Source organism: Streptococcus sp. FSL W8-0197, assembly GCF_037963785.1.
GTDB classification, from domain to species: domain Bacteria; phylum Bacillota; class Bacilli; order Lactobacillales; family Streptococcaceae; genus Streptococcus; species Streptococcus oralis_CQ.
On sequence record NZ_CP150168.1, the window covers coordinates 122080 to 146023 of the forward strand.

The 23944-nt window shown below is 40.2% G+C and carries 17 protein-coding genes and 1 CRISPR repeat array; of the genes, 11 read left to right on the forward strand and 6 right to left on the reverse strand.

Annotated elements, in window-relative coordinates:
* Nucleotides 1-393 precede the first annotated feature (393 nt).
* From malQ to NYE79_RS00750, 3 genes are all read left to right on the forward strand, one after another.
* Entirely contained in the window at nt 394-1911 is a 1518-nt protein-coding gene (malQ, locus tag NYE79_RS00740) for a 4-alpha-glucanotransferase (protein ID WP_216728779.1), read from the forward strand.
* Between the two features lie 24 nt (nt 1912-1935).
* Complete coding sequence (glgP, locus tag NYE79_RS00745) at nt 1936-4194, forward strand: glycogen/starch/alpha-glucan family phosphorylase (protein WP_216728778.1); 2259 nt, start codon at nt 1936-1938, stop codon at nt 4192-4194.
* 375 nt (nt 4195-4569) lie between these two features.
* Nucleotides 4570-4776, forward strand: coding sequence for a hypothetical protein (locus tag NYE79_RS00750; protein WP_096405877.1), 207 nt, complete (start codon nt 4570-4572; stop codon nt 4774-4776).
* Between the two features lie 108 nt (nt 4777-4884).
* On the opposite strand, the gene NYE79_RS00755 is transcribed toward NYE79_RS00750, so the two are convergent.
* Complete coding sequence (locus NYE79_RS00755; RefSeq protein ID WP_216728777.1) at nt 4885-5733, reverse strand: putative RNA methyltransferase; 849 nt, start codon at nt 5731-5733, stop codon at nt 4885-4887.
* 179 nt (nt 5734-5912) lie between these two features.
* Between NYE79_RS00755 and NYE79_RS00760 the strand changes: the two genes are divergently transcribed.
* Together NYE79_RS00760 and NYE79_RS00765 are read left to right on the forward strand one after the other, a co-directional pair.
* Nucleotides 5913-6191 carry a DUF6110 family protein gene (locus NYE79_RS00760; protein WP_021002060.1) on the forward strand — a complete coding sequence of 93 codons (279 nt, stop codon included), beginning with the start codon at nt 5913-5915 and terminating at the stop codon, nt 6189-6191.
* Between the two features lies 1 nt (nt 6192).
* Nucleotides 6193-8256: a heavy metal translocating P-type ATPase gene (locus NYE79_RS00765; protein ID WP_021002059.1), complete on the forward strand. Its 2064-nt coding sequence runs from the start codon at nt 6193-6195 to the stop codon at nt 8254-8256.
* Between the two features lie 108 nt (nt 8257-8364).
* Here the strand turns inward: NYE79_RS00765 and tyrS are convergent, their stop codons facing one another.
* On the reverse strand, nt 8365-9621 hold the full coding sequence (gene tyrS / locus NYE79_RS00770; protein ID WP_042901966.1) for a tyrosine--tRNA ligase: 1257 nt from the start codon (nt 9619-9621) through the stop codon (nt 8365-8367).
* Nucleotides 9622-9761: 140 nt separating this feature from the next.
* Between tyrS and pbp1b the strand changes: the two genes are divergently transcribed.
* The 6 genes from pbp1b to NYE79_RS00800 all read left to right on the forward strand — a co-directional run bounded on the left by pbp1b (nt 9762) and on the right by NYE79_RS00800 (nt 16456).
* Complete coding sequence (pbp1b, locus tag NYE79_RS00775; RefSeq protein WP_042901968.1) at nt 9762-12269, forward strand: penicillin-binding protein PBP1B; 2508 nt, start codon at nt 9762-9764, stop codon at nt 12267-12269.
* Between the two features lie 77 nt (nt 12270-12346).
* Complete coding sequence (locus tag NYE79_RS00780) at nt 12347-13258, forward strand: EamA family transporter (RefSeq protein WP_339293730.1); 912 nt, start codon at nt 12347-12349, stop codon at nt 13256-13258.
* Between the two features lie 84 nt (nt 13259-13342).
* Complete coding sequence (gene dapD, locus NYE79_RS00785; RefSeq protein ID WP_000127447.1) at nt 13343-14041, forward strand: 2,3,4,5-tetrahydropyridine-2,6-dicarboxylate N-acetyltransferase; 699 nt, start codon at nt 13343-13345, stop codon at nt 14039-14041.
* A gap of 69 nt (nt 14042-14110) precedes the next feature.
* Nucleotides 14111-15241 carry an N-acetyldiaminopimelate deacetylase gene (locus NYE79_RS00790; RefSeq protein ID WP_049520519.1) on the forward strand — a complete coding sequence of 377 codons (1131 nt, stop codon included), beginning with the start codon at nt 14111-14113 and terminating at the stop codon, nt 15239-15241.
* A gap of 11 nt (nt 15242-15252) precedes the next feature.
* Nucleotides 15253-15792 carry a 5-formyltetrahydrofolate cyclo-ligase gene (locus NYE79_RS00795; protein ID WP_049478977.1) on the forward strand — a complete coding sequence of 180 codons (540 nt, stop codon included), beginning with the start codon at nt 15253-15255 and terminating at the stop codon, nt 15790-15792.
* Entirely contained in the window at nt 15776-16456 is a 681-nt protein-coding gene (locus NYE79_RS00800) for a rhomboid family intramembrane serine protease (RefSeq protein ID WP_339293731.1), read from the forward strand. The genes NYE79_RS00795 and NYE79_RS00800 overlap by 17 nt, the downstream gene beginning before the upstream one ends.
* Nucleotides 16457-16493: 37 nt before the next feature.
* Nucleotides 16494-17716: direct repeats of the CRISPR family, unit length 36 nt; unit sequence GTTTTGGAACCATTCGAAACAACACAGCTCTAAAAC.
* A gap of 90 nt (nt 17717-17806) precedes the next feature.
* Here the strand turns inward: NYE79_RS00800 and csn2 are convergent.
* The 4 genes from csn2 to cas9 are packed head-to-tail and all read right to left on the reverse strand — an operon-like array spanning nt 17807 to nt 23799.
* A complete protein-coding gene (gene csn2 / locus NYE79_RS00805) occupies nt 17807-18469 on the reverse strand; it encodes a type II-A CRISPR-associated protein Csn2 (protein WP_000700133.1) in 663 nt (220 codons plus the stop codon).
* Entirely contained in the window at nt 18459-18803 is a 345-nt protein-coding gene (gene cas2, locus NYE79_RS00810) for a CRISPR-associated endonuclease Cas2 (protein WP_002876413.1), read from the reverse strand. The genes csn2 and cas2 overlap by 11 nt, the downstream gene beginning before the upstream one ends.
* Nucleotides 18800-19666 carry a type II CRISPR-associated endonuclease Cas1 gene (gene cas1, locus NYE79_RS00815; RefSeq protein ID WP_000539860.1) on the reverse strand — a complete coding sequence of 289 codons (867 nt, stop codon included), beginning with the start codon at nt 19664-19666 and terminating at the stop codon, nt 18800-18802. The genes cas2 and cas1 overlap by 4 nt, the downstream gene beginning before the upstream one ends.
* On the reverse strand, nt 19666-23799 hold the full coding sequence (cas9, locus tag NYE79_RS00820) for a type II CRISPR RNA-guided endonuclease Cas9 (protein WP_216728772.1): 4134 nt from the start codon (nt 23797-23799) through the stop codon (nt 19666-19668). Before cas9 ends, cas1 begins: the two co-directional genes overlap by 1 nt.
* Nucleotides 23800-23944: the final 145 nt, after the last annotated feature.

The window sequence follows — 23944 nt, forward strand, 5'->3', positions numbered from 1 at the left end:
AATAGAAAACGGTTGCAAGCGTTTTTAAAAAGTTTTTTAAAAAAATTTTAAGGTTTCAAACATTTGTTAAAGCCTATATATAGGAAAGAACTTAAAATGTTTGTTTTTTTTGAATTGAAAATATATTAGGAAAACGATTGCGTAAATTCGGCTCGATTTTTCAGAAAATAGAGCAGATATTGGGAATGAATTATCTTAAATCAGAAAATCTTTAAAATTTTTTCGCTTATTTCATAAAATATCAGTGGCAACAAGTTTTGTTTGATTAAAATAATTCAAAAAAATTTTTTAAAAACGCTTGCATTTGTTTTTGAAATGCGTTATACTTAAATTAACGCAAACGTTTGCGCCTTAATTGCGCAACGTTTTATAACAAACACATGAGGTGCTATTATGAAAAAACGTCAAAGTGGTGTGTTGATGCACATCTCTTCTCTGCCAGGAGCATACGGGATTGGATCATTTGGCCAGACTGCCTATGATTTCGTTGATTTCTTGGTTCGTACGAAGCAACGTTACTGGCAAATCCTCCCTCTTGGGACAACAAGCTATGGAGATTCTCCATACCAATCATTCTCAGCCTTTGCTGGAAATACGCATTTTATCGACCTTGATATCTTGGTAGAGCAAGGCTTGCTCGAAGCCAGTGATCTTAAAGGTGTTGACTTTGGTAGCGATGCATCTGAAGTTGACTATGCGAAGATTTATTATGCACGTCGTCCGCTTTTAGAAAAAGCAGTCAAACGCTTCTTGGAAGTGGGTGATGTCAAAGATTTTGAGAAGTTTGCTAAAGACAACCAATCATGGCTCGAACTCTTCGCAGAATATATGGCTATCAAAGAGCATTTTGACAATCTTGCTTGGACAGAATGGCCAGATGCAGATGCTCGTGCTCGTAAAGCTTCAGCACTTGAAAGCTACCGTGAGAAATTGGCAGACAAGTTGGTTTACCACCGTGTGACTCAATACTTCTTCTTCCAACAATGGTTGAAATTGAAAGCTTACGCTAACGATAACCACATCGAAATCGTTGGGGACATGCCTATCTACGTAGCAGAAGATTCAAGCGACATGTGGGCAAATCCACATCTCTTCAAGACAGATGCCAATGGTAAAGCAACTTGCATTGCAGGATGCCCACCAGATGAGTTTTCTGCAACTGGTCAACTTTGGGGGAACCCAATCTATGACTGGGAAGCAATGGACAAAGACGGTTACAAATGGTGGATTGAACGCTTGCGTGAAAGCTTCAAAATCTACGATATCGTTCGTATCGATCACTTCCGCGGTTTCGAATCTTACTGGGAAATTCCTGCTGGTTCCGATACAGCAGCACCTGGTAAATGGGTGAAAGGTCCAGGGTACAAACTCTTCGCAGCCGTTAAGGAAGAGCTTGGTGAGCTAAACATCATCGCAGAAGACCTTGGTTTCATGACAGATGAAGTCATCGAGTTGCGTGAACGTACTGGCTTCCCAGGAATGAAGATTCTTCAATTCGCCTTCAATCCAGAAGACGAAAGTATCGATAGCCCACACTTGGCACCTGCCAACTCTGTTATGTATACAGGAACACACGACAATAATACGGTCCTTGGTTGGTACCGTAATGAGATCGACGATCCAACTCGTGAATACATGGCTCGTTACACGAACCGTAAAGAGTACGAAACAGTGCCACACGCAATGCTTCGCACAGTATTTTCATCTGTTAGCTTCATGGCTATTGCAACTATGCAAGACTTGCTAGAACTAGATGAGTCAGCTCGCATGAACTTCCCATCTACTCTTGGTGGAAACTGGTCATGGCGTATGACAGCAGATCAATTGACACCAGCTGTTGAAGAAACTTTGCTTGACTTGACTACAATTTATCGCCGAATCAATGAAAATTTGGTAGAATTAAAGAAATAAGACATTATCAGGAGACACATAAACATGTTACCATTAAACGAATTTGTACAAAAACGTTACAATAAAACCATTGCAGAATGTAGCAATGAAGAGCTTTACCTTGCTCTTCTTAACTACAGCAAGCTTGCAAGCAGCCAAAAACCAGTCAACACTGGTAAGAAAAAAGTTTACTACATCTCAGCTGAGTTCTTGATCGGTAAACTCTTGTCAAACAACTTGATTAACCTTGGTCTTTACGACGATGTGAAAAAAGAACTTGCAGCTGCAGGTAAAGAGTTGATCGAAATCGAAGAAGTAGAATTGGAACCATCACTTGGTAACGGTGGTTTGGGACGTTTGGCAGCCTGCTTTATCGACTCAATCGCTACACTTGGTTTGAATGGTGATGGTGTTGGTTTGAACTACCACTTCGGTCTTTTCCAACAAGTTCTTAAAAACAACCAACAAGAAACAATTCCTAACGCTTGGTTGACAGAGCAAAACTGGTTGGTTCGCTCAAGCCGTAGCTACCAAGTGCCATTTGCACACTTCACATTAACATCGACTCTTTACGATATCGATGTACCTGGTTACAAGACAGCTACTAAGAACCGCTTGCGTTTGTTTGACTTGGATTCAGTTGATTCTTCTATCATCGAAGATGGTATCAACTTTGACAAGACAGATATCGCTCGCAACTTGACTCTCTTCCTTTACCCAGACGATAGTGACAAACAAGGTGAATTGCTCCGTATCTTCCAACAATACTTCATGGTATCAAACGGTGCGCAATTGATCATTGACGAAGCGATCGAAAAAGGAAGCAACTTGCATGACCTTGCGGACTACGCTGTTGTACAAATCAACGATACTCACCCATCAATGGTGATTCCTGAATTGATCCGTCTCTTGACTGCGCGTGGTATCGAGCTTGATGAAGCAATCTCAATCGTACGTAGCATGACTGCCTACACTAACCACACAATCCTTGCTGAAGCCCTTGAAAAATGGCCTCTTGAATTCTTGGAAGAAGTGGTTCCTCACTTGGTACCAATCATCAAAGAATTGGACCGTCGTGTGAAGGCAGAATACAAAGATCCAGCTGTTCAAATCATTGATGAAAACGACCGTGTACACATGGCTCACATGGATATCCACTACGGATACAGTGTTAACGGGGTAGCAGCACTCCACACTGAGATCTTGAAGAATTCAGAGTTGAAAGCTTTCTACGACATCTACCCAGAAAAATTCAACAACAAAACAAACGGTATCACATTCCGTCGTTGGCTCATGCATGCCAACCCAAGACTGTCTCACTACTTGGATGAGATTATTGGAGAGGGTTGGCACCATGAAGCGGATGAGCTTGAAAAACTCTTGTCATACGAAGACAAGGCTGCTGTCAAAGAAAAATTGGAAAGCATCAAAGCTCACAACAAGCGCAAATTGGCTCGTCACTTGAAAGAACACCAAGGTGTGGAAATCAATACAAACTCTATCTTTGATATCCAAATCAAACGTCTCCACGAGTACAAACGCCAACAAATGAACGCATTGTATGTGATTCACAAATACCTTGACATCAAGGCTGGTAACATCCCTGCTCGTCCAATCACAGTATTCTTTGGTGGTAAAGCAGCTCCTGCCTACACAATCGCCCAAGACATCATCCACTTGATCCTTTGCTTGTCAGAAGTGATTGCAAACGATCCAGCAGTAGCTCCACACTTGCAAGTCGTAATGGTTGAAAACTACAACGTTACTGCAGCAAGCTTCCTTATCCCAGCATGTGACATCTCAGAACAAATCTCACTTGCTTCTAAAGAAGCTTCAGGTACTGGTAACATGAAATTCATGTTGAACGGAGCTTTGACTCTTGGTACTATGGACGGAGCTAACGTGGAAATCGCTGAATTGGTTGGCGACGAAAATATCTACATCTTCGGTGAAGATTCAGAAACTGTTATCGACCTTTACGCAAAAGCAGCTTATAAATCAAGCGAATTCTATGCTCGTGAAGCTATCAAACCATTGGTTGACTTCATCGTGAGCGATGCTATTCTTGCAGTAGGTAAGAAAGAACGCTTGGAACGTCTTTACAACGAATTGATTAACAAAGACTGGTTCATGACTCTCCTTGACTTGGAAGACTACATCAAAGTCAAAGAGCAAATGCTTGTTGACTACGAAAACCGTGATGCATGGTTGGATAAAGTCATCGTTAACATTGCCAAAGCAGGATTCTTCTCATCTGACCGTACAATCGCTCAGTATAATGAAGATATCTGGCACTTGAACTAAGAATTTTTGAAAATCTCTTCAAACCACGTCTGCGTATCCTTGATGTAATCAAGTACAGTCTTCAACTAGCTTCCTAGTCTGCTCCTTGATTTTCATCGAATATAAGATACAAAATTTATACGGATACACTTTTTTAAAAAGCGAGTTTCAATTGAAATTCGCTTTTTTGAATGTTGTTAATTTTATGCTGCTATTCCTAAAAGAAAAGAGAAAAAATGTCAATAATTTGTAGGCTGAAAAATCAAACTTAGAGGGCACTAAAAAGGCTGATTTTACTACCTTTAAGCCTCAGAATCTACTTAGAAATCCCCTCAAATTCCTTGTATTCGCTTACACAAAGTGTTATAATACGATTATAGGAAAGAAGGTGTTTATATGTGGAAAAAATATTTTTCAAAATATAAATGGACTGACTTATTCTGGATACTATTTGTGATTGTGACATGCCTCTTGACGGGCAATAATACTCTTTTTCCCCTTACCCATCAAGATATCTCTTATCATGGCTGCTATTTGGGGATTACACTTGCCTCATTTCACTTGCTTTTTATTGATAAATTTGTTATTTCGAATCGAAAATAAATGGTGAGGTTAAAATTTTTCCCCTTTTCCGATAGATACTTGAAAAATGGTGATTTAAACCCGCATCTCAAGAAGAGCTGCGGGCTTTATCTTATCTCAAAAATTTATTTACAGTGCTTTCCCAACTAGAATCTCTGCTTCTATGGTAATCTCCGTTAATTTACTCCAGTCAATCTTGGTCTGGTCAATGTTAAAGAGTAGGGGTGTCATGCTAAGCAGGGCTTGGCGTTGCTCGGGTGTGATAGGCTTGGTTAAGGAAGCTATCTGACTAGATTGGATGGTGAAGTGTTCTTGGAAATGTTCCTTGATATCTTGGTTGGAATAGTCCTTCTTTGTCAGATGGTCTTGCACCATTTGGCGGATTTCCTTGAGGTGATTTTCGGTAGGAACGACCTTAATTAAGATACCGTTTGGGGATAAAACGCGGCGAAATTCACCATAGTTGGCAGGGGAAAAGATATCAAGCAGAATATCCATGCTGGCGTCTTTTATAGGAAGACGAGCCAGGTCACCGACAAACCAGTTGACCGCCCAGTTGGGTTCACTCTTGGCAGCGATTTGAACGGAATCTTTGGAAATATCAAAGGCATAGAAGGTTTTTTCAGAATGACTTTCTTGGAGTTTACGAGAATAAAAACCTTCGCCACAACCGATATCCAAGATAGTTTTGGCAGTTTCTAGTCTTGCAAGCAGGGCTGAGATGGTTTCTAAAATAGCTTGGTAAAAACCAGCTTCCAGGATTTGCTGGCGGTTTTGAAAGTTTTCCTTGTCGTAGTTGGCAGATTGCTTGATTTGCGGTGCTAGATTGACATAGCCGAATTTTGCCAGATCAAAAGAATGGCGGTTGCTACACTTGAGACTAGTCTCTACCAAGGTGAGATTGTCTTGGCAGATAGGGCAGGAAAAGGCACTAGCAGTAGCAAAGCGTTGAAGTTTTGGTTTGAGGTTTGTATTCATAGTGTAAGTTTACCAGAAGAAAATTTCGAAAGCAACTGTGTGATTAGGAAAAATAAAGTAAATTGTTTTCATCGTAATATAATTGGATATTAGTAAAGAGAAATTTATCTATATATCAGATATCAGCAATTGCTTTTGCTGTCACTTTTCGCTACAATAGTTACAAGGAGGAAATAAAAATGTTAAAAGAAGTATTAACCGTCGCAAAAGTTGCGAAAAAATCATCTCTCTTCTTAGGAGGGGTAGCATTTGGGACGCTTGGCTTGAAAGTCTTAGCAAGTAAAGAAGCTAAGAAAGGCTATTCTAAGGCCTTGGCTAAAGCTTACAAATTGAAAGATGGACTGGATGCATCTGTTTCTGTTGTAAAACAACACGGTGATGATGTTTTACAAGACGCTAAATATTTATACGAACAGGAAAAGAAAGAAGAACAATTAGATAGCCTGACAGGTGAATAATATGTCTTTTAAAGTGCTACACAGAGGATATCAACATATCCGATTATCGTCCTCGTTTTCACTGACCTTGGATATTCAAGATTATCTTCGTTCCTTGGCTAAAGATGAAAAAGGGATCGACTCTATTCAGTTTTATATGGATCAGCAGCACTTTACTCTACGTATGAAAGAAGGCTTCTCTGTATTAGAAAATGCAGAGGCCTTTTTAAAAAAAATTGACAAGGGGAAAGTTTCGGACTTGATGACGCTTCCCATTCGTAGAGAAGAGAGTGCTTATTCAATTGTATCGGGTGCAGCGATTAAGCGTTGGCTGTTTCGAAGTTTTGTACCCTACCCTATTCGTTATATTTGGACTTGTTATCAGGCTTTGGGTTATGTCAAAGAAGCCTATCAAACTTTAGCGCGCAAGGAACTAACCATGGAGGTCTTGGACTGTTCGGCCATTTTGTTGTCCTTGTTTATGAACCAATCCAAGACAGCTAGCAACATCATGTTTATGCTTGATCTGGGTAATCATCTGGATCAGTGGTCTTTGAAAAAAACAGCAACAGATTTGGAACAAAGCCTTCTTGCTAAAGAAAGTGATGTTTTCTTAGTGCAGGGAGACATGGTCATCAGCATCAAGAGCTCTGATGTTCAAGTAGACGATGTGTTAGTTGTCTCCCAAGGGAATGAAATCTTGTTTGACGGCCAAGTGGTTTCGGGCTTAGGCATGGTCAACGAGAGTTCCTTGACAGGAGAGAGTTTCCCTGTTGAAAAGAAAGAGGGAGATTCTGTATGTGCGAATACTGTTTTGGAAACAGGAGAGTTAAGAATTCGTGTGACAGATAATCAGATAAACAGTCGCATTTTGCAACTCATCAATCTGATGAAAAAATCTGAAGAGAGTAAGAAGACAAAACAACGTCATTTTATTAGGATGGCAGACAAGGTTGTAAAATATAACTTCTTAGGTGCTGGTTTGACTTATCTGTTAACAGGCTCGTTTTCAAAAGCCATTTCCTTTTTATTGGTGGATTTTTCATGTGCTCTAAAAATATCCACACCTGTAGCCTATCTTACGGCCATAAAGGAAGGTCTAAATCGAGAAATGGTTATTAAAGATGGTGATGTATTAGAAAAATATCTGGAAGTGGATACTTTCTTGTTTGATAAAACGGGTACCATCACGACGAGTTATCCTTTGGTTGAAAAGGTTCTTCCTTTCGGAGATTATACTGAGAAAGATATTTTAAGAATAAGTGCATGTTTGGAGGAGCATATCTATCATCCTATTGCTAATGCAATTGTTAAACAAGCTGAAATTGAAGGCATTGAACACGAAGAAATGCATGGCAAGCTTCAGTATGTTGCAAGCAAAGGGATTAAATCGCAAATTGATGGTCAATCGGTTGTCATTGGAAATTATGTACTAATGCAAGACGAGCAGGTAAGAATTAGTTCTGAGCAACTGGCCTTGATTGAGCAATATAAGACTCATTACAATTTATTGTTTTTGGCTTATAAGAAAGAATTAATTGGGATGTTTTGTATCCACACTCCCTTGAGAAGCGAGGCGAAAGCTGCATTGAAAAAGCTAAAACGCCAAGGGAAAAAACTGATTCTGGCAACTGGTGATACGTTGGCTAGAACAGAAGAATTGGTTAAAGATCTGCCATTTGACAACGTCTATACTGATTTAAAGCCAGATGGTAAGTTTCAGTTGGTTCAGGAGTTACAGAAAGCTGGCCGAACTATTTTGATGGTTGGAGACGGGTTAAACGACTCTGCTGCCTTGACGCTTGCAGATATTGGGGTTGTGATGAATGAAAGTGCGGATATTTCTAAGCAGATGAGTGATATTTTATTATTAGATAATCGTTTAGATTTCTTCGAGGAATTGAATTCTTTATCTGAATCGTTACAGAAATTAATTCAAAGAAATATTCAAGAAACAGTTGTAATAAATGGAAGTTTAATCGGATTTGGGTTGTTAAATTGGTTAAGCCCATCTAATCTTTCGATACTGCACAATCTGACTACTTTAAGAATCGTCCTTCGTAGTCTTTCTATTAAAAGTAGGTAAGAGACCGAGGAGCTGAGGTCATAAAAACCAAAAGGAGTTATTCTCAAATGAGACAACTCCTTTTGGTTTTTAAAATTCGATAATTTATGTTGACGGTTTTAAAATGTTTTAGTAGGTTAAAACGAAGTATTTCTTCTTACCACGGCGGATAACAGTCAGTTCGTTCTCTAACTTGTCGCTATCCCCCAAGACATAGTCAAGGTCTTGGATGCGGTCGCCGTTGACGTAGATAGCTCCGTTTTGAACATCTTCACGGGCTTGGCGTTTTGAGTTAACCACACCAGAAGATACGAGGATTTCCACGATGTTGTGGTTTTCGTCTGCTTGAACTTGGTAGTTTGGCACTCCACGAAGTCCTTGTTTGAGTTCTTTGACAGAAAGGTTTTTGATGTTTCCTGCAAAGAGTTGCTCAGTGATGTTAAGGGCTTCTTTGTAAGCTTCTTCTCCGTGAACAAGAGTCACGACTTCACGAGCGAGGACTTTTTGTGCCAAGCGTTCGTGTGGAGCCGCTTCAAACTCTTTGCGGATGTCTTCAATTTCATCCAGTGACAAGAAGGTAAAGATTTTTAAGAAACGAACAGCGTCGGCATCCATGACATTCATCCAGAATTGGTACATTTCGTATGGAGAAGTCTTTTCAGGGTTGAGCCAGACTGCGTTTCCTTCTGATTTACCAAATTTCTTACCAGTTGCGTCTGTGATGAGTGGAACAGTGATAACGTGACCAGTCTTGTCAGCCTTACGACGAAGCAATTCGGTACCAGCTGTCATATTTCCCCACTGGTCAGAACCACCGATTTGTAGGGTTACGTTGTGCTCTTGGTTAAGGACAAAGAAGTCGTAACCTTGCATGATTTGGTAAGCAAACTCAGTGTAAGAAATCCCTGTCTCGATCCGTTTTTTTACAGACTCCTTACTCATCATGTAGTTGACAGTGAAGTATTTTCCGACGTCACGGAGGAAGTCAATGAAGCTGATGCTGCCAAACCAGTCGTAGTTGTTGACCATGACAGCTTTATTTTCCCCATTTTCAAAGTCAAGAAAACGAGAAAGTTGTCCTTGGATAGACTTGACCCAGCCCTCTACTGTGTCTTTTGTTTGGAGACTACGCTCAGCATCTTTGAAGGACGGATCTCCGATGAGACCTGTAGCACCGCCAACGAGCGCATAAGGTTTGTGACCTGCTAGTTGCAAACGACGACTTGTCAAGATTGCGACAAGGTGACCTAGGTGAAGGCTGTCAGCAGTTGGATCGTAGCCAGTATAATAAGAGACTTGACCTTCTTCTAGGGCTTTACGCAAAGCTTCTTCATCAGTCGTTTGAAAAATCAAACCACGCTCTTTTAGCTCATCAAAAATGTGCATGTGTCTTTTCTCCTTTATAAAATATTGTTTCTACCTATTGTATCACAAACTTGATTAATAGCCTAGTGGAATAGGGAAGAAAGTGGCTATTTTATTGAAAGTTTCCCTTTTATGGTATAATAGAGAAAGCGAGGACATTCATGAAAGAAAGAATTAATGAATTAAAAACAAAAATGCTGCATTTTTTCCAGCAGCTAATGCAACGAATTGCAAAATGGAAGAAAAGACTAGCAGAAAAACTAGCTAATAAGAAAACTAGTAAAAAGGGGACCTCTTCTGATAAAGTTAGAAGGGCAGGGTCTATTTTTGCTAAAGTTTTGAGTGGTTTTAAAATAGTTTTTAATACTCTCTTTATCTTAGGCTTTATCGGTGGACTGTTTGGCGCTGGTGTAGCTATGGGTTATGGAGTCGCTCTATTTGACAAGGCCCAGGTACCTCAAGCAGAAGAGTTGGTCAAGCAAGTGAAGGATATTGCCTCTATTTCAGAAATCACTTATTCTGACGGCAGTACCATTGCCTCGATCGAGGGCGATTTATTGCGCACTTCAGTCGCTTCAGATGCTATCTCAGACAATCTTAAGAAAGCCATTGTTGCGACAGAGGACGAGCATTTCAATGAACACAAGGGAGTTGTGCCTAAGGCCGTTATTCGTGCGACTTTGGGAACCTTTGTCGGTCTAGGCTCGTCTAGTGGTGGTTCGACCTTGACCCAGCAGGTCATCAAGCAGCAAGTGGTGGGGGATGCTCCAACTCTGGCTCGTAAGGCTAAAGAGATTATTGATGCTCTAGCTTTAGAACGGGCCATGGGTAAGGATGAGATCTTGACAACCTACCTTAACATAGCTCCTTTTGGTCGCAATCATAAAGGTCAAAATATTGCAGGTGCCCAGCAGGCTGCAGAAGGAATCTTTGGGGTCAATGCTTCGGATTTAACGGTCCCTCAAGCAGCCTTTATCGCAGGATTGCCACAGAGTCCAATCAGTTATTCTCCTTATGAATCTGATGGTAGCATGAAGAGTGATGAGGACATGGCTTTGGGAATTAAGCGTGCCAAGGATGTCCTCTACAATATGTACCGAACAGGGGCTCTAAGTCAGGAAGACTACGATAAGTACAAAGATTATGACTTTAAGAAAGATTTCCTACCATCAGGTAGTGTTAGCGGTACTTCGCGTGACTATCTCTACTATGCAACCTTGGCAGAAGCTACTGATCGCATGTACGACTACCTCGTCCAACGAGATAATGTTTCTGCGCAAGAATTAAAGAATGAGTCCATTCAGAAATCCTATCGTGATCTAGCCGCTAAGGAAATTGAAAATGGTGGATATAAGATTACGACAACTATCAATAAAAATGTTCATGCTGCGATGCAAAATGCGGTTGCGACCTACGGCTATTTGCTAGATGATTCGACAGGCCAGCCTGAGGTGGGGAATGTCCTCATGGACAACCAAACGGGAGCTATCCTTGGATTTGTTGGTGGTCGTAATTATCAAGAAAATCAGAACAATCACGCTATTGATACCAAGCGTTCTCCAGCTTCAACCACAAAACCTATATTGGCCTATGGTATCGCTATTGACCAAGGTTTGATGGGAAGTGCAAGTATCTTGTCAAACTATCCTACCAACTTCTCAAATGGGAATCCCATCATGTATGTCAATAGTCCTGGTACGGGCATGATGACATTGGGAGAAGCCCTTAACTACTCATGGAATATCCCAGCCTACTGGACGTATCGTACGCTTCGAGAGAAGGGTGTTGATGTCAAAGGCTATATGGAAAAAATGGGTTACGAAATCCCAGAATATGGTATTGAAAGTTTACCGATGGGTGGGGGGATTGACGTTACAGTTGCCCAGCATACCAACGGGTATCAAACTCTGGCCAACAATGGAGTTTACCATAAGAAACATATGATCGCGAAGATCGAGTCAACGGATGGCCGACTGGTATACGAGCACAAGGATGAGCCTGTCCAAGTTTATTCAAAAGCGACAGCAACCATTATGCAAAGTCTCCTTCGGGATGTTATCTCGTCTCGGATTACCTCGAGTTTCCAGACGGACTTGACGACTATCAATCCATCCCTCGCTCGTGCTGACTGGATCGGAAAAACTGGTACGACCAATGAAGATGAAAATATGTGGCTCATGCTTTCTACACCTCGCTTGACTTTGGGTGGCTGGTTAGGTCACGACGACAACCGACCACTAGCCAAAGGAGCAGGTCACTACCGCAATGCCAACTATATGGCCCACTTGGTCAATGCCATTCAGCAAGCTGAACCTGGAATATGGGGGAATGAACGCTTTAATCTGGATCCAAGTGTGACCAAGTCGCAAGTTCTCCGATCTACAGGACAAAAACCAGGCAAGGTTTCCATCAATGGAAAAGAAATAGAAGTTTCTGGATCAACAGTAACGAGCTACTGGGCGACTAAAGAAGGCGCGCCAGTGACCACCTATCGCTTTGCTATTGGAGGAAGCGATGCAGATTATCTGAACGCATGGAAGAATATTCTAGGAAGCATTCCAGCAGTGACTCCTCCAAGCTCAAGTTCAAGCAGTAGCTCTGGAAGTTCAAGTTCGAGTGGCAATACTCAAAGTGGTTCTTCAGGACGTTCACGTCTATTTAATCGTTAAGAAAGAGTAGTAGCAAGGTTAGTAATTTCTCCTTGTTGCTACTTTTTTCTTTGTTGGTTTCGTGTTACAATAATAATATGAATCATTATCAGAAAAAGATTGTTAAGGGAACAGTATACTCGCTACTCTCAGGCCTAATCTGGGGGATTTGTGGGATTTTAGGAGAGTATTTTTTCACTCATTATCCAGTGTCTTCTGGATGGATTACTTCTATGCGTTTACTAGTGGCAGGGAGTTTGGTTTTAGGTTTACCTGCTTTTCAGTTGCGTAGCCGCTTGTTGGACATCTGGCGTGATAAGAAAAATTATCTACCTTTTTTAGCCTATGCTATTCTAGGTATTTTTTCTGTGCAGTTTTTCTTCTATCTCTGCGTTGAGTATTCCAATGCGACGACGGCGACCATTTTGCAATTTATCAGCCCTGTTTTTATCCTGTTTTACAATCGAATCATTTACCAGAAGAAGGCTTCTATTACAGCTGTGTTCTATGTTTTGATTGCCATGCTAGGTGTTTTTTTGATGGCTACAAAAGGGGATTTGTCCCAGTTATCCATGACACCTTTGGCTCTAGTGACAGGTTTGCTCAGTGCAGTAGGGGTCATGTTTAATGTTATCCTTCCTCAACGCTTTGCACGGCGCTACGGATTTGTTCCGACTGTTGGTTGGGGGATGATTCTGGCAGGTCTCTTTAGTAATTTCCTTTACCCTATTTATCAGATAAGTTTTCAAGTGGATCTGGTAAGTGTGCTGATTTGTCTGACGATTGCCGTGTTTGGTACTGCTTTTGCCTTCTTCCTATCTATGAAGGCTGTGTCACTCGTTTCCCCGCTGGTTGTATCGGTGGTGAGTGCTAGCGAACCGCTCTCTTCAGCTTTATTAAGTGTTCTTTTTCTGGGATTGGTCATGGATGGTTTTTTGGCCTTGGCTATGGTGTTGATTATCGTTCCGATGATTTTTTTATCTGTAGAAGAAGCAAAACAAGCCAGGTAAAGATGATTATTTGATAGTTGAGGCTTCAAATTTGAAGCCTTTTTTGGTAGAATAGGTATCATTATAACGAACCAGGAGGCACCTATGACTGCTACAAAAATGAACGCTCAAGAAATTATCCAATTTATCGCCAATGCGGAAAAGAAAACCAGTGTCAAAGTAACTTTTGAGGGAGAACTTGCAACTGCTGTGCCAAGCTCTGTTGTCAAACTAGGAAATGTTTTATTCGGAGACTGGAAGGACGTGGCTCCGCTTCTTGAAGGTTTGGTAGAAAATCAAGATTACGTTGTCGAGCAAGATGCTCGTAATTCTGCAGTTCCTTTGTTAGATAAACGTGCTATCAATGCTCGTATCGAGCCAGGTGCTATTATCCGTGACCAGGTTGAAATTGGTGACAATGCTGTTATCATGATGGGAGCTGTTATCAATATCGGTGCTGAAATCGGTGCTGGAACCATGATTGACATGGGTGCCATCCTTGGAGGTCGTGCTATCGTTGGGAAAAACAGTCACGTTGGTGCAGGTGCAGTTTTGGCAGGTGTGATTGAGCCAGCTAGTGCTGAACCAGTCCGTGTCGGAGACAATGTTCTTATCGGTGCCAATGCAGTGGTTATCGAAGGAGTTCAAATCGGTAGTGGTTCAGTTGTCGCAGCAGGAGCTATTGTTACCCAGGATGTCCCAGAAAACGTGGTAGTAGCAGGTGTTCCAGCTCGCATCATCAAAGAGATTGATGCCCAAACTCAACAAAAAACAGCGCTAGAGGATGCGCTTCGTACCTTGTAATTGTAAAAGTAAAAAAGAGGCGGAACCCTTTTTCCAGCCTCTTTCTTCTATCAAAAGGAGGACCGATAGATGTTAGATTTGATTCAGACTAGACGAGATTTACACCAGATTCCAGAGATTGGCTTGGAAGAGTTCAAGACTCAGGCTTATTTGCTGGATGTGATTGAAAAATTGATTACGGGCAAGGACTTTGTTCAAGTTCGTACTTGGCGGACAGGGATTTTGGTCTACCTGCAGGGAAGTCAGCCGGAACGAACCATTGGTTGGCGAACAGACATTGATGGTCTGCCTATCGTCGAACAAACAGGTCTACCTTTCGCCTCTCAACACCAAGGTCGCATGCATGCCTGTGGCCATGATTTTCATATGACTATTGCCTTGGGCTGTCTCGAACGCGCCCTTGAGGAGCAACCCAAGAATAATTTGCTCTTCCTATTTCAGCCTGCTGAAGAAAATGAAGCTGGTGGGATGCTCATGTATGAGGATGGTGCTTTTGAGGACTGGCTGCCAGATCAGTTTTATGGTCTCCATGTTCGTCCGGATTTGAAGGTTGGACAGATTGCGACCAACACCCATACACTCTTTGCAGGGACTTGTGAAGTGAAGATTCGTTTCAAAGGAAAAGGGGGACACGCTGCTTTTCCACATGAGGCCAATGATGCCTTGGTGGCTGCTAGTTACTTTGTAACCCAAGTGCAGTCAGTTGTCAGCCGCAATGTCAATCCAATCGAGGGAGCGGTGGTGACCTTTGGTGTTTTCCAAGCTGGAACAACCAACAATGTCATTACAGATACAGCCTTTTTACACGGAACCATTCGTGCCTTGACTCAGGACATGAGCCTCTTGGTACAAAAAAGAGTCAAGACAGTCGCAGAAGGGGTTGCAGCAGCCTTTGATATGGAAGTCGAAGTAGAACTCAAGCAAGGAGGCTACCTACCTGTTGAGAACAATCCAGCCTTGGCGCGTGAACTGATGGACTTTTTTGAAGAGAAAGACGGAATTGAGTTGATTGATATTGAGTCAGCTATGACTGGTGAGGACTTTGGTTATCTCCTTTCGAAGGTAGATGGCGTTATGTTCTGGCTAGGTATCGATAGTCCCTACGCCCTTCATCACCCTCAGATGAGTCCCAAAGAAGAAGCCTTAGCCATTGGGGTAGATGCAGTCTCTAGTTTCTTAAAAAAGAAGGCAGCAGAGTAGAGGAATTGTCTATGAAAGCAGAACTACGCAAGAAAATTTTGCAAGAAATGAAGACTCTATCTCAGGAGCAAAAACAGGCTATGGATCGAGTTTTAACTGAACGATTTTTAAAGCATCCCTTTTACCAAGAAGCCAAGACCATCGCAACCTATCTCTCCTTCCCTCATGAATTTCAAACGCAAGAACTGATCAAGCGGATGCTGAAGGACGGCAAAAAGGTTCTGATACCCAAAACCTATCCCAAGGGGCGCATGGACTTTGTGGTCTATCATCCACAGCAGTTGGTAAAAACTTCCTTTGGTTTACTGGAACCGCAAGGAGACTTGGAAGTGGTGGAACCGTCTCAGATTGACTTAATCCATGTTCCGGGTTTGGCTTTTACAACTGAGGGCTATCGGATTGGATATGGTGGAGGATACTACGACCGCTATCTGGAGCATTTTGCTGGGCATACCATGAGTACAATCTATCCTTGTCAAGTTCAGGAGTTTAACTCGGAAAACCATGATATTCCCGTCCAGGAGGTGCTAATCTATGAAGGAAATCTTTGATAAACGTTATCCTGTGACTAGCTTCTTCCTCCTAGTAACAGCATTGGTATTTCTCTTGATGTTGGTTTTTACAGGTTTAAATTTTGAACGAGCAGATACCTTGCTTCAGTTTGGAGCCATGTATGGACCGATCATTCGCCTGTTCCCTGAGCAGATTTGGCGCCTTTTTTCGGCTATATTTGTGCATATCGGATGGGAGCATTTCATTGTCAATATGATTTCGCTCTACTTTCTTGGACGACAGGTGGAGGAGATTTTCGGTTCTAAGCAGTTCTTCTTTCTCTATCTATTATCTGGAATGATGGGCAATCTCTTTGTTTTTGCTTTCACACCGAAAGTTGTCGCTGCTGGGGCATCCACTTCCCTATACGGGCTATTTGCTGCGATTATCGTCTTGCGTTACGCAACTCGCAACCCCTATATTCAGCAGTTGGGGCAATCCTACCTGACGCTTTTCGTGATCAATATCATTGGAAGTGTTCTGATTCCAGGAATCAGCCTAGCAGGCCATATCGGTGGGGCAGTAGGAGGTGCTTTTCTAGCAGTTATTTTTCCAGTTAAATGGGAGAGAAGGATGTACAGTACTAGCCAGCGAATCGGAGCAACTGTACTTTTTATCGCACTAGCCGTTTTCCTTTTCTACAAAGGAATGAGTTATGTGTAGAGTTGTAATAGTTAAAAAGCTACTCATTTTTTGAGTAGCTTTTTAACTATTACAAACAACACAGCTCTAAAACCGTTATCTGATGCTGCTGAATAGGTTTGTCGTTTTGGAACCATTCGAAACAACACAGCTCTAAAACTCATAGAGCTGATTGGTTTCTTTCACTCGCGTTTTGGAACCATTCGAAACAACACAGCTCTAAAACCGTTTAACCATTCCTCCGTAAGCAGAACCCGTTTTGGAACCATTCGAAACAACACAGCTCTAAAACTCGTTGATGTAAGGGTAGGCACCAATTAAGGTTTTGGAACCATTCGAAACAACACAGCTCTAAAACTGGCAGGGTGTTATCTCTTTTGATAATGATGTTTTGGAACCATTCGAAACAACACAGCTCTAAAACAATATGCTCAAGTTCGTATTGGTGTTGGAGGTTTTGGAACCATTCGAAACAACACAGCTCTAAAACGATAGTTTTTGAAATACAAATGATTTTCATGTTTTGGAACCATTCGAAACAACACAGCTCTAAAACTAGCTTTCATCCACCCCGGCTTATCATCTTGTTTTGGAACCATTCGAAACAACACAGCTCTAAAACCGCTCAAGTTTGTAGATTCTCCCATGTCAAGTTTTGGAACCATTCGAAACAACACAGCTCTAAAACATTTTGTAAGAGAGATTCCACGGTTATCAGGTTTTGGAACCATTCGAAACAACACAGCTCTAAAACAACCGTAACGACAGGAAAAGCTGGTACGTTGTTTTGGAACCATTCGAAACAACACAGCTCTAAAACGAAGATAGCATTCAGACGCGCGTGGTCTGAGTTTTGGAACCATTCGAAACAACACAGCTCTAAAACTATGTGGCGGTCAGTCAATCCTTGCACTCGTTTTGGAACCATTCGAAACAACACAGCTCTAAAACAAAGATTCATAGCTTTAGCAAATTTTTTCTGTTTTGGAACCATTCGAAACAACACAGCTCTAAAACCCTTTCGTTTTCTTTAAATTCCAATTTTCAGTTTTGGAACCATTCGAAACAACACAGCTCTAAAACCCTTTCGTTTTCTTTAAATTCCAATTTTCAGTTTTGGAACCATTCGAAACAACACAGCTCTAAAACATCAAGTCGATGAATACGACTGGTTTATTAGTTTTGGAACCATTCGAAACAACACAGCTCTAAAACCCAGGTAAATAACTCCGGCTGAAGGCTTCAGTTTTGGAACCATTCGAAACAACACAGCTCTAAAACCTCGTAGAAAAATTTTTCTCACGAAATTTCGTAATCGCGCCATTCGTCCCAGCCAGACTCCAGCTCGTTAGGTTCCAATTGTTACTCTTATTATACCATATTTTCGGGGTTCAAGAAATAGTCTTGATCCAGCACATACTGCGGAAAATCATAGACTTTTCGAGGTTCGACAAATAAAACCCTTAGTTGATTTAGTTGGATATACTCTATCAGATTTACTAACTCATCCTTTGATAGATAGGCGGATGCATTGATAAAAATAAGGAGTTTCTTTTTAGAAAGATATTTAAAAACTTGGACAATCTCTAGCATCTTTTCGAAAGGTGTATCACTTAGGGTTTCGACTTTGACACCAAGTGCATCGATTAACTCTAGAATGGTAATTTCATCATACTCTAGGTCTAACTCGTTTTCCAAACATTCAAATGCTAGCAATTCTGTAATCGTAGCAACCAACTTTTCAATCATGGACTTGACTTCGGGTTTGTCATTGAGCTGATTTTCTAAATCAGCATGTATCAGCTTGAGCATGGCAGGTGAGTTTAGATTGTATCCTAAGACATCCGTTATCACTAGTAATTCAGATTCTTTCAGAGCTTTTAGATTTCTATCAAACAACTTTAATTCTCCATCATCAGTGTACTGGTAGAACTGCTTGACGATAGTTGAAAAGGTAAACTGGTCTTCCAACACTAAAAAGGTTGCATTTTCAATAGCTAATGGTTCGTCTAATAGCGGAAAATTAATCTTCATCTCTAGGCTCCTCTCCTAGAAAAACCAAACGTGCGTCGGAGTTTGCTACGCTGGTATTTCGCTCGCCATTTAAGTAAATCATACGAGAAAACTGCTTTTCTGTAACGGTTAAGAGAGTAATGTTTCCTTTTTTAGGATTATGAGTCTTGAGTCGCTCAATCATGGCGTTATTAGCAGAGTTGTTGAGCAAGAGCTTGCTATAGATGGAGAATTGGTGCATAATAAATCCCTCATCTATGAGGAACTTGCGAAATTTCCGATAGGCCTTGCGTTCCTCTACGGTATCAACGGGCATATCAAACATTAAAATCATACGCATATATCGATAACTCATATCCTAAACTCAGGAACTCCTTTCTCTGGTTGATTGAGAGCTTGGATAACTTTCTTAGTATAGTCGCTGACGATATTGGACAGGTACATATCTTTGCCATTGTAGTGGAAGGTGTCTGAGAAAATAGTAAAAAGCTCTCGTTTGATTTTGACAAAAGAACTGTTTCGATTTTCATAGACGATTCTGTCAATAATCGGACGGAAAGGCTCCATAATATCGCTAGCGAGGTTGAATTGATTAAACTGATTAGCATGTTTCAATCCAAACTGAGTCATACAACCAGACAACACAATTTCACGCGCAAACATACTCAAAATTAAGGTGTAACCATAGTCCAAGGCAGCATTGACATCATTATCTTGTTCACGGCTAAAATCGTTTCCAAACAAGGTGTTAAAATAAATCCGAGCAGCATGACCCTCACGATTGCTAGGATCAAATAAATCCAACCCATGATAGAGATCGATGACTGACTGGCTCTTTTCCAGAAAACCACAACTCCCCAGATAAAAAGCCTGATTGAGAATCTTTTGTGCAATGATGGTTGTCCAGATTTCCGCCTTTACATCTTCATTCCAAGCAATTTGCCGAGAGAGTTGCAAACTGGAATCGTGACGACCGTAGTAGGGCATTAGGTATGCCGTTGGCAAGCGTTTGTCATCACAAAAGATGACTAGAATATTTTCATCCACCAAACGTTTAATCAGCATAGTGGAGAGAACGATATCCGTCGTCTCTAAAAGTAGGATGTCCACCTCGGACAGGTGAATCAACTCTGTCCGAGAGGCATCTTTAAAAATCAAGTGATTGTTCTTGTAGGAGAGCTTAGAGTGCGTATTGACAACAACGGTTCTCCATCCCATTAGTCTTCTCCTAGTTTGCTTAAGTCAATCCGAGTCTCGTAAAGACCAGTGATGGATTGGTGGATGAGGGTGGATTCTATTATTTTTTTCACCATTTTATCGCTGTCAGTGAATTGCCATCTTTTTATAGGTAATGATAACGTATCATCGAATATTATTTTTTTCTGTCCAGCATTAATATTAGTAAAAGATAAAGTGGTGATGACCCTATTCATAATATTTCTACATTCCTCAATAGTTTGGTTATTGGTTAAAATAAGCTCATCATACTGTTTTTTATTAACCAAGTCTGTTGCTAACATAAATTCTAGAAATTGATTCCAAATTGATTGTATAAGTTGTTGATTGTTTTTTAACAAGCTATCGTGCTCATTTTTATCCAAAGTGGTATATTGAGAAATCAGTTTCATTTGTTTAGTAGTGACAAAAATCTGATTTGCACGTTTCAATTCTTGATTGCTAACTATAAATCTCCTATAGGTTCCGTATTTATGTTTAAATTCCAATACAGTATACTTAACTAATTTTATTACATGTGAAACATTGTTGATTCCTAGATTTCTTAAATATAAATTAGGGTCTCTTTCAAATTCTAATTTAGTAAGCACTGGAATGCCGACCATTGTGTTTTTAATTTTATTATTTTGCTTGTATGTTACCAGAACGGAATAAGCGATTGTAGGTCTTGCATAACCGCCATACTTTTCAGGTGATAGACCGGATTTGATTGGGATTAGTTTACTTGCGTCAACTACTTTTTTCTTGGACACAATATTATTATCAAACAGACCTCCATTTTGTCCAACGGTTTGTTCTTCTGTCTTCTTCACAATATTCACCTGCGGAAGTGAAAGAACTTTTTTGATTGTAGCGAAATCTTTTTCCTTATTCCAAGCGATTTCTCCAGTGTCTTTAGAGTATTCGATATTTTCTCTTTTTACGATGGTTCCGTCTGCGTAATGCACCTCTTCTTTAAAGAAGTTCAACAAGTTTGAGTAGAAGAAATACTTTTCAGTTGCTTTTTCGACTTCTTTAGGATCTTTGGATCTTGAGATGTATCTCTTAAGATCGTACTTTTGATAGTCACCATAAACGAATTCAGGCTCTAGTTTAGGATATTTCTTAAGGATGGCCTTAGCAACCACTGCATTTAAATAGGCATCATGCGCGTGGTGGTAGTCATTGATTTCCCGCACCTTGTATAACCCAAATTCTTTACGGAAGTTGGAAACCATGTTGGATTTCAAAGTGATGATTTTGACATTACGGTTCTTCTTATTCTTCTCAGTCACTTCTTTATTGAACCGAGCATCCAAGATCTGAGCAACATGTTTTGTGATTTGGCGTGTTTCAACTAGTTGGCGTTTGATAAAGCCAACTTTATCAAGCTCATTTAGCCCGCCTCGCTCTCGCTCTGCTTTGGTTAGATTATTATATTTACGTTCTGAAATCAATTTAGAATCCAATAATTGTTGCCAAAAAGCTTTCATCTTTTCAACTACTTCAAGACTAGGAACATTATCGGATTTCCCACGATTATCCTTTGAACTCGTCAAGACACGGTTATCAAGAGAATCATCCTTGATAAAGGCCTGTGGGATGATGTGGTCAATGTCATAGCTGCTCAGTTGGTTGATATTAAGAGCTTCTCCAGTATACATATCCTTCCCATTTTGGAGATAGTAAAGGAAGAGACGGTCATTTTGAAGTTGAATATTATCTGTTGGATTCTCTTTTAATATGTTTGAATCAAGTCCAGAAGCTAAATTTTTTAATGAATCTTCAATGCGCTTATATCTCTGTTGGGAATTCTTTTTCCCTCTGGCAGTAGTCTGATTTTCTCGTGCCATTTCAATCACAATAGACTCGGGAGCATGGCCCATAACCTTGACAAGTTCATCAACAATCTTAATACTTTGTAAAATTCCCTTTTTGATGGCAGGACTTCCAGGAAGATTTTGAACAACTTGTCGTAAATTATCTGTGTCACCCACAACTTGTGCTTTTTGGATAATTTCAGTGAAAGAAAGTTCATCATCTTTTATTAACTGCATAAAGTTACGATTGCTCTTGCCATCATCCATCAAGTAGTCAAGAATAGTTTTCCCCGTTTGTTTATCCCTGATACCGTCAATCAATTTGGCAGAGAGTTTACCCCAACCAGTGTAATGTTTACGAGACAGTGCCTTAATCACTTTCTCATCAAATATAGAATTATATTGAGCAAGTCGTTGCTTAATCATTTCTCGATCTTCAAAAATTGTGAGAGTATGGATAACATTTTCAAGAATATCTCCATTTTTAGGATCATCCATAAATTCTTTATCTCTGATAATTTTTAGTATGTCATGATAAGTGGATAGACTAGCGTTAAATTGTTTTTCAATTCCTTTTAGTTCGATTCCATCGTAGTTATCAATCTTTTGTAAACAATCGATGATATCATCTTCAGTTACTTTTCTTTTCTTTTTGAATAATTGATTGATAATTTTCTTTTTCTGTCCACTGTCAAGGAATTGATAGTCTCTCATTCCTTCTGCAATAAACTTTACTTTTGTTAATTCATTATAGACAGCAAATGTTTCATACAAGAGACTGTGTTTAGGCAAAACTTTTTCTTCTGGCAGATACAAGTCATAGTTAGTCATCTTATTGATGAAGTCTTCCGCAGAGCTTGCTTTATCAACGATTTCTTCAAAATTCCAAGGTCGGATTGCTTGGTCGGAATTTCGAGTAAGCCAAGCAAAATCACGATTGCCACGAGCCAATGGACCAACGTAGTAAGGAATACGGAAGGTCAAGATTTTCTCTATCTTTTCTTTATTTTCCTTCAGGAATGGATAATGTTCTCCTTGTCGACGGAGAATGGTATTCATTTCTTGAAGATGAATTTGATGAGGAATAGAACCATTATCAAAGGTGCGTTGTTTTCTCAAGAAAACTTCACGTTCGATTTTATCAAGGAAATAATCTGCTCCGTCGAATTTAGAGAGAAGATTTTTGATATATTTGTAAAATGCTTCTTGTGTGGTCTTACCATCGATATATCCAGCATACCCATCTTTTGATTGGTCAGAAAAAACTTCAACATATTTTTCTGGAAGATTGGTTTTGATGAATTGTTTTAAAACTGCCAAGTCTTTTTGGTGATTTTCATAGCGCTCAATCATAGATGCTGACAGTGGAGCCTTGGTTGAAGGATCTGTGACAGTCAAAATGCCTGACAGAAGAATCGCATCATAGAGTTTTTTAGCGGCCACGAAAAGGTCTGCAAAGTCATCTCCAATTTGTTCGAGCAAGTTTTCCAAATCCTCATCATAGGTATCTTTAGAGAATTGTAGTGGAGCTTTTTCTTCTAAGTCAAAATGTTTTTTAAAATCAGCCTGATTTCCTACAATTAACTTGAGAAATTCGGAAAACAAACCAGTGGACTTTTCATCAGGAAAGAGTTTTAGAACGCGCTCTCTCTTTGCAGATTTACTAATTTTATCGGTAAAAATTGTTTCTACTTGTGCGTTTTGCCCACTAAGTGAACTTCCTTCAAAGGTGTTGTCGTAAATGCTTATAAACTCGTTAAAGATTTTTTGAATATCATTATTTTTTATATCGAAAGCTTCTTCATATAAAAAATGCCCACGGTATTTAATCATATGAGCTAATACTAGATAGATCAAGCGCAAGTCAGCTTTTTCTTTCGAATCAGCCAGTTGCTTTCTCAAATGATAGATAGTTGGAAATTGCTTATGGTATTCTTTTTCTTCTACCAAGGTAGCAAAAATAGGGTATTTACTCCCTCTTTTATCCTCAGGAATTAAAAAGGAGTCATCCAATCGATGAAAGAAACTACTATCTACCTTGCTCATTTCCTCAGCAAAGATTTCTTGAAGATAGCGAAGACGATTTTTCCGGCGAGTATAGCGACGACGTGCAGTTCGTTTAAGGCGTCTAGCCTCAGCAGTAGTTCCCTCATCAAACAATAGAGCCCCGATGAGATTTTTCTTGATAAATCGTTTATCGGTATTACCCAGAACTTTCATCTTTTTCGATGGGACTTTATAATCGTCAGTGATAACGCTCCATCCGACGCTGTTAGTACCAATATCAAGTCCGATAGAGTAAGGTTTATTGTTCATTTAGTGTTCTCCTTTGAGTTATACTCTTTAAGCTCTTATCAGCAAACGCTAATATATTAACCTTGGCTAAATTATATATCTTTTGACTATTAAAATCAAGAAATTGTAAAACGTTTTCAATGTGTAAATTTTTAAATCGTTATAA

Coding starts and splice junctions, on each gene's coding strand:
- malQ (WP_216728779.1), top strand. CDS start 394: ATGAAAAAACGTCAAAGTGGTGTGTTGATGCACATCTCTTCTCTGCCA.
- glgP (WP_216728778.1), top strand. CDS start 1,936: ATGTTACCATTAAACGAATTTGTACAAAAACGTTACAATAAAACCATT.
- NYE79_RS00750 (WP_096405877.1), top strand. CDS start 4,570: ATGTGGAAAAAATATTTTTCAAAATATAAATGGACTGACTTATTCTGG.
- NYE79_RS00755 (WP_216728777.1), bottom strand. CDS start 5,733: ATGAATACAAACCTCAAACCAAAACTTCAACGCTTTGCTACTGCTAGT.
- NYE79_RS00760 (WP_021002060.1), top strand. CDS start 5,913: ATGTTAAAAGAAGTATTAACCGTCGCAAAAGTTGCGAAAAAATCATCT.
- NYE79_RS00765 (WP_021002059.1), top strand. CDS start 6,193: ATGTCTTTTAAAGTGCTACACAGAGGATATCAACATATCCGATTATCG.
- tyrS (WP_042901966.1), bottom strand. CDS start 9,621: ATGCACATTTTTGATGAGCTAAAAGAGCGTGGTTTGATTTTTCAAACG.
- pbp1b (WP_042901968.1), top strand. CDS start 9,762: ATGAAAGAAAGAATTAATGAATTAAAAACAAAAATGCTGCATTTTTTC.
- NYE79_RS00780 (WP_339293730.1), top strand. CDS start 12,347: ATGAATCATTATCAGAAAAAGATTGTTAAGGGAACAGTATACTCGCTA.
- dapD (WP_000127447.1), top strand. CDS start 13,343: ATGACTGCTACAAAAATGAACGCTCAAGAAATTATCCAATTTATCGCC.
- NYE79_RS00790 (WP_049520519.1), top strand. CDS start 14,111: ATGTTAGATTTGATTCAGACTAGACGAGATTTACACCAGATTCCAGAG.
- NYE79_RS00795 (WP_049478977.1), top strand. CDS start 15,253: ATGAAAGCAGAACTACGCAAGAAAATTTTGCAAGAAATGAAGACTCTA.
- NYE79_RS00800 (WP_339293731.1), top strand. CDS start 15,776: ATGAAGGAAATCTTTGATAAACGTTATCCTGTGACTAGCTTCTTCCTC.
- csn2 (WP_000700133.1), bottom strand. CDS start 18,469: ATGAAGATTAATTTTCCGCTATTAGACGAACCATTAGCTATTGAAAAT.
- cas2 (WP_002876413.1), bottom strand. CDS start 18,803: ATGAGTTATCGATATATGCGTATGATTTTAATGTTTGATATGCCCGTT.
- cas1 (WP_000539860.1), bottom strand. CDS start 19,666: ATGGGATGGAGAACCGTTGTTGTCAATACGCACTCTAAGCTCTCCTAC.
- cas9 (WP_216728772.1), bottom strand. CDS start 23,799: ATGAACAATAAACCTTACTCTATCGGACTTGATATTGGTACTAACAGC.